Consider the following 8,953-nt stretch of genomic DNA (forward strand, 5'->3'; position numbering starts at 1 on the left):
TACCCGCTGATCATCCTGACGATCTTCTTCGGCGTCTATCCGGAACCGATCTTCGCGGCGATCCACGGGCCGGTAGCCCAGATCGTTCAACATTATGACGCTGTTCTGGAATCCACCAAGAACATCGCGCTGCCGGTATACTGAGACAGGATCTTTTGGACATGACCTCGGAACTCCTACTTTCAAGTCTGAAGCTGATCATGCCGGAGCTGATCCTTTCGATCGGCGCCATGGTCCTGTTGATGATCGGCGCATTTGCCGGCCGCAAGAGCGGCCAGGTGATCGTCGGCCTCTCGGTCTTTCTTCTGATCGCGGCTTTCGTCGCTCTGTTCTGGTCGGGCTCGGGCACGGCCTTCAACGGCTCGCTCACTTTCAACGCCTTCACCCGCTTCATGCAGGTGCTGGTGCTGATCGGCGCGGCGCTGTCGATGATCCTTTCGGTCGGCCACGAGGAGCCGGAATATCTCGACCGTTTCGAGTTTCCGGTGCTGATGCTTCTGTCGACCACGGGCATGATGCTGATGGTTTCGGCCAACGACATGCTGGCCTTCTACATGGGCCTCGAACTGATGTCGCTGCCGCTCTACGTGATCGCGGCGATCAACCGGGACAGCCTGCGCTCGACGGAAGCGGGCCTGAAATATTTCGTCCTCGGTTCGCTGTCGTCCGGCATGCTGCTCTACGGCATATCGCTGATCTACGGCTTTACCGGCAATATCGGTTTTGAGGCGATTGCCAACCAGATCTCGCTCGGCGAGACCGGCCTCGGCTTCATCTTCGGCATGGTGTTCGTGCTGGCCGGCATCACCTTCAAGATCTCCGCCGTTCCCTTCCACATGTGGACGCCGGACGTCTATGAGGGCGCGCCGACGCCGGTGACGGCCTTCTTCGCCTCCGCGCCGAAGGTTGCCGCCATGGCGATCATCATCCGCCTGCTGATCGATGCCTTTGGTCCGGCTATTGACCAGTGGCGCCAGGTCGTGGTCTTCATCGCCATCGCCTCGATGGTTCTCGGCGCGTTCGCGGCGATCGGCCAGCGCAACATCAAGCGGCTGATGGCCTATTCCTCGATCACCCATATGGGCTACGCGCTTGTCGGGCTTGCCGCGGGTACGGAAGTCGGCGTCAGCGGCGTTGCCATCTACATGGCGATCTACCTGTTCATGACGCTCGGCGCCTTCGCCATCATCATGGCGATGCGTTTGAAGGAAGGCGGCAATGTCGAGAACATCGACGATCTCGCCGGTCTTTCGCAGACCAAGCCGGTCATGGCCGTGGTGCTGACGGCGCTGATGTTCTCGCTTGCGGGCGTTCCGCCGCTGGCGGGCTTCTTCGGCAAGTATTTCGTTTTCCTGGCCGCCATCAACGCCGAACTCTATACGCTGGCGATCATCGGCGTACTGTCCTCGGTCGTCGCCGCGTTCTACTATCTGCGCATCGTCAAGGTCATGTGGTTCGACGAGCCGACCGTGGAGTTCTCGCGGGTTGCCGTGGAACTGCGATTCGTCTTCGGTCTGAGCGGCCTTTTTGCCATTGGCTATCTGCTATTCGGCGGGCCGCTGAACTCTGCAGCCCAGGCGGCCGCGGCGGCGCTGTTCTAGATGGCGGCGGGAAACCCCGCCGCCTCATTCCGGCATGAGGCGCTCGGCGCGGTCGCCTCGACCAATCTTTCCGCGATGGAGCGGGCGGAGGCCGGTGATCCCGGTCTGCTCTGGGTCACGGCGGATGAGCAGACAGGCGGACGGGCGCGGCGCGGCCGCAACTGGATTTCTGAGCGAGGCAATCTCTATGCCTCGCTTCTGCTTGTCGATCCGGCCCCCCTTGCAGCCTTGTCGTCCCTGCCGCTGGCGGCGGCCGTTGCGGCGCATGGCGCGATCAGCCGGGTGATGGCGGGTCACGGCGCGGAGGTCGCCATCAAATGGCCGAACGACGTGCTGATCGATCGTCGCAAGGTCTGCGGCATCCTTCTGGAGGCGCGGAGACTGGCGAACGGCCGCTTTGCCGTCGTCGTCGGGATCGGGATCAATGTTGGATTTTCACCGGAGGACACCCCATATCCGGTGGCAAGACTGGCCGATTATGTCGCCGGCGCCGATTCTGACGTTCTGTTTGCCCATCTGTTCGAGATCATGGCGGAAGAGCTTTCGATCTGGGATGGCGGGCGTGGCCTCGGCCGGACCGTTTCCCGCTGGCGCGCTGCCGCCTGCGGCATCAACGAACGGATCACCATCAATCTGGCCCGCGAGCAGGTCTCCGGGCTTTTTGCCGGCATCGATGACGCCGGCATGCTGAAACTTGAAACGGAAGAGGGCACGCGCACCTTTGCTGCTGGCGATGTCTTCTTCGATAACAATAAGAACGGATAACGCTTAAATGGCGGACAATAAAAACGAACTGGTTTTCCTGCCCCTCGGCGGGCTCGGCGAAATCGGTATGAACCTTGCCCTTTACGGCTACGGCCCCGCGGAAAAACGCGAATGGATCATGGTCGATTGTGGCGTCACCTTTCCCGGCCCGGAACTGCCCGGCGTCGACCTCGTACTGCCCGATATCGAATTCGTGCGCGAACAGCGCGGCAACCTCAAAGCCATGATCATCACGCATGCGCATGAGGATCACTACGGCGCGATTGCGACGCTGTGGCCGGGCCTCAACGTGCCGATCTATGCCTCGCCCTTCACCGCGGGCCTGCTGGAGGCCAAACGCGAATATGAAAGCTGGATGCGCGAAATTCCGGTGACGATCTTCAAGGCCGGCGACACCATCAATGTCGGTCCGTTCACGGTCGAGGGCGTGCCCGTCAACCATTCCATCCCCGAGCCGATGGCGCTTTCGATCCGCACCCCGCTCGGCAATATCGTCCATACCGGCGACTGGAAGATCGACCACGCGCCGACGCTTGGCCCCAAGACCGACGAAGCCCGTTTCCGCGCCATTGGCGATGATGGCGTGCTGGCGCTGATGTGCGATTCCACCAATGCCATGCGCGATGGCGTGTCGCCCTCAGAAGAGGAGATTTCGGCAAGCCTCAGGACGGTTATTGAAAATGCGGAAGGGCGCGTCGCTCTGACCACGTTTTCTTCCAATATCGGCCGTATCCGCTCGATCGCCAAGGCCGCCGACGAAGCGGGTCGCCAGGTGCTGCTGCTTGGCTCGTCGCTCAAGCGCGCGGTCGCGGTGGCGCGCGATCTCGGGATGATGGAAGGCGTGAAGCCCTTCGTCGACGAGGATGAGTTCGGCTATATCCCGCGCGACAAGGTGGTTGCGATCCTGACCGGTTCGCAGGGCGAGCCGCGTGCGGCCCTTGCCAAGCTCTCGCGCGACGAGATGCGCAATGTGGCGCTTGCCGCCGGCGATCTCGTGGTGTTTTCCTCGCGCGCCATCCCCGGCAACGAAAAGGCGATCCAGGATATCAAGAACGGACTTGTGGAGCAGGGCGTTCACATCCTGACCGACAACGAGGCTCTGGTGCATGTCTCCGGCCATCCGCGCCGCAACGAGCTCAAGCAGATGTATGAATGGATCAGGCCCGAAATTCTCGTGCCTGTTCACGGCGAGGCAGCCCATCTGATCGCCCAGAAGGAACTCGCCGAACAGAGCGGCATCGCCCAGGTTCCGCGCGTCAGGAATGGCGATGTTCTGCGCCTTGCGCCGGGCCCCGCGGAGGTGATCGGCAAGGTCGAGGCGGGCCGCGTGTTCAAGGACGGCAAGCTGATCGGCGACTTCGACGAAATGGGCATCGGCGATCGCCGCAAGCTCTCCTTCGTCGGTCATGTCGCGGTCAACGTGGTCCTGAACAGCAAGTTCGATTTCGCCGGCGATCCGGACGTGGTGCCGATCGGCCTTCCGGGTTTCGATGACGAGGACGAGCGGATGGAGGACGTACTGTTCGATGCCGTGCTCGGCGCCGTCGAAAGCATTCCGCGCTCGCGCCGCAAGGACCTCGGCATGGTCAGGGAGGCGGTGCGCCGCTCCGTCCGCGCCGCTGCCAATGAATGCTGGGGCAAGAAGCCGGTGGTGACGGTGTTTGTGAACCGGCTTGGGTGAGGGGGTAGCTCGGGCGAGGTTCCCCCGAACTTCCGGGCTTGCGCAATTCCGATCCCTCTTTCCGTATGCTACGGTTTTATTGAGCGCCTATCCGCCCCGATCTCCCCCCTTGAGGGGGAGATGTCGCGAAAGCGACAGAGAGGGGTAAAGGGCGCAAGCCCCAAAAAAGCCGCGTATGCCGACAGGGTTCACCCTCTCCGCCCCTGTCGGGGCATCTCTCCCTCAAGGGGAGAGATTGCGGGCTGCAGCGCAGAACAAGGCTCGAAGGCCAGAAGACGGCTGCAACGCTTGAGCAGCAGATCAGCGGGGCAACGGATTGATCCGATTTGCGCATCCGTAGATCCCTTTCAACCCGGCCGCCGGAACAGCCGGCTCTGTTCGAACAGGCCCTCCAGCTGGCTGATGCGCTGGCGGGTCTTGTCCCAGCTTTTGGCCTGCACCGCCTCGATCAGCGCTTCCACCACGAACAGCGTGACCACGGACGAGTCCCAGGCGGACGGAACCTCGATGCTGACCCTGAATGTGTGGCGGGCAAACTTGGTGACCGGCGAGGCCCACTGGTCGGTAAAGAGGATGATCTCGACGCCGTTCTCGCCTGCCACCCGCGCCAGCGTCGCCATGTCCTGCTCATAGCGGCGGATATCGAAGATCACCAGCACATCGCCGCTCGCCATGTTCAGCATATGCTGCGGCCATGAGCCGGAATTGGAGGACATCAGCGTCGTCTTCGGCCGGATGACCTGCATGTGGGTGTAGAAATAGCCCGCGATTGCCCCGGTGATGCGGCCGCCGACGAAATAGACGGCGCGGTCGAGATCCGATAGCAACGCGGCAGCGCCGCCGAATGTCTCCTGATCAAGCTGTGACAATGTGCGCCGCATATTGTCCATCGCCGCCTCGCCGAAACGGTTCAGGATATGCGTGTCCGGCACATTGCGGGCCAGCCGGTCATGTTTGGCGATCGGGTTGGAAAGGGTTGCCTCCAGCTCCTGATGCAGGCGCGCCTGAAACTCGGCATACCCCCTGAACCCCAGTTTCTGCACCATGCGCGCGACCGTCGGCGTCGACACGTCGGCATTTTCGGCAAGCGTGGTGATGCTGCCGAGGCCGGAGACCGGGTAGTTTTCGCTGATCGTGTCGGCAAGGCGCTTTTCCGAGCGCGTGAGTTCGCCGTAGCGCCCGGCGATGATTTCGGCGACTGTTCGGGACCCGTCGGTCAATCTTCGTCTCCTGTTTCCCGGGCATTTAGAAACGGCGCGGCCAATCCGTCAACGGCAAAAATGAATAGAAGTTTTCAAAGCGTGATTGACACCGCGCAAAAACTGAAGAACTATTTACAAAACCAAGAATTGCAGAAAATGCAGGGGAACAGATGTTGGGAAAGCCCGGGCTGTTGAGCGCCCGAGACGGCGCGCCTGTGATTGTCGAGCGTGCGTTGGGTCAAAGCGAGGTGGTGCTGGTTTGCGAGCATGCCGGCCGCGCCATACCTGATCGCCTTGGCGATATGGGCCTCTCCGCCGAACTTTTGCAAAGCCACATCGCATGGGATCCGGGCGCACTGGCCGTTTCGCGGCTTCTGAGCGCGGCGCTGGACGCGACATTGGTCCACCAGCGTTTCTCGCGCCTCGTCTATGACTGCAACCGGCCGCCGGAAGCGGCCGACGCCATTCCCGAAATCAGTGAAATTTACGCCGTTCCCGCCAATCGCGGGCTGGGCCCGGTGGCGAAGGCCGAGCGGGCGGAAGCGCTCTATCTTCCGTTTCACGAGCGCATCGATGAATTGCTGGATGCGCGCGCCAGTGCCGGGCGCGACGCCGTTCTCGTGACGATCCATTCCTTCACGCCCGTCTTTAAGGGAAAAAGGCGCGACGTCGAGATCGGCATCCTGCATGACGCCGACAAGAGGCTTGCCGATTGCATGCTCGACCGGGCCAAGGCTATCGGCGGCTATGACGTGCGGCGCAACGAACCCTATGCGCCGGTAGACGGCGTGACCCACACGCTGCGCCGTCATGCGCTGCCGCGCAAGCTGCCGAACGTCATGATCGAGATCCGCAATGACCTGATCGCCGATGCGGCAGGGCAGGGCGCGGTCGCCGGCTTCGTTGCCGGCCTCTTGAGCCAGTGCCTCGACGGCAGGCGGGAGGTGGCCTGATGCCTGAGGCGATCAAGACCTATGTCCGCTACGTCGACGGCTTCAACCGCGTGGTCGGCCGCATCGCCATGTGGCTGATCTTCGTGATGATGGGCATCCTGCTCTGGTCGTCGGTCTCAAAGACCTTCTTCAATCCGTCGCTTTGGACGCTGGAAATGGCCCAGTTCGTGATGACGGCCTATTACCTTGTCGGCGGCGCCTATTCTCTGCAACTCGACAGCCATGTGCGCATGGACCTCATCTATGGCCGCTGGACCCCGCGCCAGCGCGCCGTCGTTGATGCGGTCACCGTGTTCATGCTGTTCACCTATCTGATCTTCCTGCTGATCGGCGGCGTGTCCTCCACCAGCTACGCGCTGAAATATGGCGAGACCTCCTATTCGAGCTGGTCGCCCTATATGGCGCCGATCAAAATCACCATGGTCATCGGCATTTTCCTGATGTTCCTGCAGACGACCTCGATCTTCTTCAAGGATCTGGCGAAGGCTTTGGGGAGGCCGATCGCATGAGCCTCTCCTATGAATTGATCGCGCTGCTTCTGTTCTTCTCGATGATGCTGAGCATGCTGACGGGCCAGCGCGTCTTTGCCGCGATCGGCTTTGTCGGCGTGGTGGCGGCGGCGTTCCTCTGGGGCACCGGCGGCTACGAGATCGGCTTTTCAGCCGGCATGAAGCTGATGAAGTGGTATCCGATGCTGACGCTGCCGCTCTTCATCTTCATGGGCTACATGCTGTCGGAATCGGGCATTGCCGAAGACCTCTACAAGGCGTTCCACGTCTGGATGGGCGGGCTGCCGGGCGGACTTGCCGTCGGCACGATCGCGCTGATGGTGGTGATCTCGGCCATGAACGGGCTGTCGGTTGCCGGCATGGCCATCGGCGCGACGATCGCGCTGCCCGAACTTTTGCGGCGCGGCTATGACAAGATCATGGTTTCGGGCGTCATCCAGGCGGGTTCCTCGCTCGGCATTCTGGTGCCGCCAAGCGTGGTTCTCGTGCTTTACGGCATGATCGCCCGCCAACCCGTCGGCAAGCTCTGGGTCGCGGGCGCGCTGCCGGGGCTGATGCTGGCGGCCATGTTCATCATCTACATCGTCATCCGCTGCCGCCTGAACCCGGCGCTCGGCCCTTCGCTGCCGAGGGAGGAGCGCGACATGCCGCTTGGCGAGAAGCTGAAGCTCCTGCGCGCCGGCATCATTCCTTTCCTCATCTTCTTCCTGATGATGGGCCTGTTCCTGATGGGGGTGACCAGCCTGACGGAAAGCGCCGCCATCGGCGCGCTTTCCGCACTCGTTGCCGCGCTCGTCAAGAAGCGGCTGACGTGGAAGCTCCTGAACCGCACCATGGAGCAGACGCTCGGCATTTCCTGCATGTTCATGTGGATCATCCTGGCGGCGCTCTGCTTCGGCGCGGTGTTCGACGGGCTCGGCGCGGTGCGGGCGCTGGAAACTCTGCTGCTGGAGCGCTGGGACCTCGGCCCCTGGGAAATCCTGATCATGATGCAGATTTCCTACATCATCATGGGCACGTTCCTCGATGACACGGCGATGCTGGTGATCGTCGCGCCGCTCTACGTGCCGCTTGTCGGCCATCTCGGCTTCGATCTCGTCTGGTACGGCGTGCTCTACACGATCACCTGCCAGATCGCCTATATGACGCCGCCCTTCGGCTACAACCTGTTCCTGATGCGGGCCATGGCCCCGCGGGAGATTTCGCTGACCGATATTTACCGCTCCGTCTGGCCGTTCGTGATCATCATGATCCTCGGCCTGGCGATCGTCACGGCATTTCCGCAGATTGCCCTGTGGTTGCCGAACCTTGTCTACGCGCGCTGAGGCTGATGCGCGTCGGCTTGCGTCCATCGGACGTTTGTGAATGCAGGTCCCGGCACGCGGCCGGGCCACGTAAAAGCTGAGAAGCAAAACAGAGGGAAGCAGCAATGACCAACAGACGCAGTTTTTTGAAGAATGCGGGCCTTGCGACCGCAGCCGGCGCCACCGCGCTTGCCGCACCCGCCGTCACCCGCGCCCAGAGCAAGATCACCTGGCGCCTGCAGACCTATGCGGGGCCGGCGCTGGCCGAGCACGTCATCAAACCGTCGATCGATGCCTTCAACACGGCCGCCAACGGCGAGATGGAGATCCAGCTTTTCACCGCCGACCAACTGGTGCCGACGGGCGAACTCTTCCGCGCCATGCAGCGCGGCACGATCGACGCCGTCCAGTCGGACGACGATTCGATGAATTCGCCGCTCGATATCAAGGTGTTCGGCGGCTATTTCCCCTTCGCCTCGAAATTCAGCCTCGACGTGCCGACGCTGTTTTACGAATACGGTCTCGCCGAGATCTGGGAAAAGGCCTATGCGGAAGTCGGCGTGCAATGGATTTCCGCCGGCGCCTGGGACCCGTGCAACTTTGCCACCGTCAATCCGGTGACGAGCCTTTCCGACCTTGAGGGGCTTCGCATCTTCACCTTCCCGACGGCCGGCAAGTTCCTGTCGCAGTTCGGCGTCGTGCCGGTCACGCTGCCCTGGGAAGACGTGCAGGTCGCCATGCAGACCGGCGAGCTTGATGGTCTCGCATGGTCGGGCATTACCGAGGACTACACCGTCGGCTGGGCCGACGTGACCAACTACTTCCTCACCAACAACATCTCCGGCGGCTGGTGCGGCTCCTTCTTCGTCAATTCCGACAAATGGGCGGAAGTGCCGGAGCATCTGAAGGTGCTGTTCCGCATGTGCACGGACAGTTCG

The 8,953-nt window shown here is 62.0% G+C and carries 8 protein-coding genes; 7 read left to right on the forward strand and 1 reads right to left on the reverse strand.

The genetic code is table 11. The annotated features are described in order from the left end of the window. Window positions 1-161 precede the first annotated feature (161 nt). From nuoN to AC5DC2_RS14200, 3 genes are read left to right on the forward strand one after another with little or no spacing between them, the layout of a single operon-like run. Entirely contained in the window at window positions 162-1,601 is a 1,440-nt protein-coding gene (nuoN, locus tag AC5DC2_RS14190; RefSeq protein WP_024707010.1) for an NADH-quinone oxidoreductase subunit NuoN, read from the forward strand. Continuing rightward, entirely contained in the window at window positions 1,602-2,366 is a 765-nt protein-coding gene (locus AC5DC2_RS14195; RefSeq protein WP_491698940.1) for a biotin--[acetyl-CoA-carboxylase] ligase, read from the forward strand. A gap of 7 nt (window positions 2,367-2,373) precedes the next feature. After that, the gene (locus AC5DC2_RS14200) at window positions 2,374-4,047 is read left to right on the forward strand and encodes a ribonuclease J (RefSeq protein ID WP_024707008.1); all 1,674 of its coding nucleotides are present in this window, start codon (window positions 2,374-2,376) and stop codon (window positions 4,045-4,047) included. A 347-nt stretch (window positions 4,048-4,394) separates the two neighbouring features. On the opposite strand, the gene AC5DC2_RS14205 is transcribed toward AC5DC2_RS14200, so the two are convergent. Further along, window positions 4,395-5,267 (reverse strand): MurR/RpiR family transcriptional regulator, encoded by an 873-nt coding sequence (locus AC5DC2_RS14205; protein ID WP_061449646.1) that lies wholly within the window; start codon window positions 5,265-5,267, stop codon window positions 4,395-4,397. Window positions 5,268-5,419: 152 nt separating this feature from the next. Here AC5DC2_RS14205 and AC5DC2_RS14210 point away from each other — a divergent pair, with 152 nt between their 5' ends. The 4 genes from AC5DC2_RS14210 to AC5DC2_RS14225 form a co-directional block, all read left to right on the forward strand. Continuing rightward, window positions 5,420-6,202 (forward strand): N-formylglutamate amidohydrolase, encoded by a 783-nt coding sequence (locus AC5DC2_RS14210; protein ID WP_024708344.1) that lies wholly within the window; start codon window positions 5,420-5,422, stop codon window positions 6,200-6,202. After that, entirely contained in the window at window positions 6,202-6,711 is a 510-nt protein-coding gene (locus AC5DC2_RS14215) for a TRAP transporter small permease subunit (protein ID WP_024708343.1), read from the forward strand. Before AC5DC2_RS14210 ends, AC5DC2_RS14215 begins: the two co-directional genes overlap by 1 nt. Further along, entirely contained in the window at window positions 6,708-8,036 is a 1,329-nt protein-coding gene (locus tag AC5DC2_RS14220) for a TRAP transporter large permease (RefSeq protein WP_491698941.1), read from the forward strand. Before AC5DC2_RS14215 ends, AC5DC2_RS14220 begins: the two co-directional genes overlap by 4 nt. 104 nt (window positions 8,037-8,140) lie before the next feature. Beyond that, a partial coding sequence (locus AC5DC2_RS14225) for a twin-arginine translocation signal domain-containing protein (protein ID WP_491698942.1) occupies window positions 8,141-8,953 on the forward strand: 813 nt, incomplete at its 3' end.

The sequence above is a fragment of the Martelella sp. genome (assembly GCF_984369615.1).

Excerpts from the sequence above, each read along its gene's own strand:
- AC5DC2_RS14195 (WP_491698940.1), top strand. The coding sequence starts at position 1,602 with ATGGCGGCGGGAAACCCCGCCGCCTCATTCCGGCATGAGGCGCTCGGC.
- AC5DC2_RS14220 (WP_491698941.1), top strand. The coding sequence starts at position 6,708 with ATGAGCCTCTCCTATGAATTGATCGCGCTGCTTCTGTTCTTCTCGATG.
- nuoN (WP_024707010.1), top strand. The coding sequence starts at position 162 with ATGACCTCGGAACTCCTACTTTCAAGTCTGAAGCTGATCATGCCGGAG.
- AC5DC2_RS14215 (WP_024708343.1), top strand. The coding sequence starts at position 6,202 with ATGCCTGAGGCGATCAAGACCTATGTCCGCTACGTCGACGGCTTCAAC.
- AC5DC2_RS14200 (WP_024707008.1), top strand. The coding sequence starts at position 2,374 with ATGGCGGACAATAAAAACGAACTGGTTTTCCTGCCCCTCGGCGGGCTC.
- AC5DC2_RS14210 (WP_024708344.1), top strand. The coding sequence starts at position 5,420 with ATGTTGGGAAAGCCCGGGCTGTTGAGCGCCCGAGACGGCGCGCCTGTG.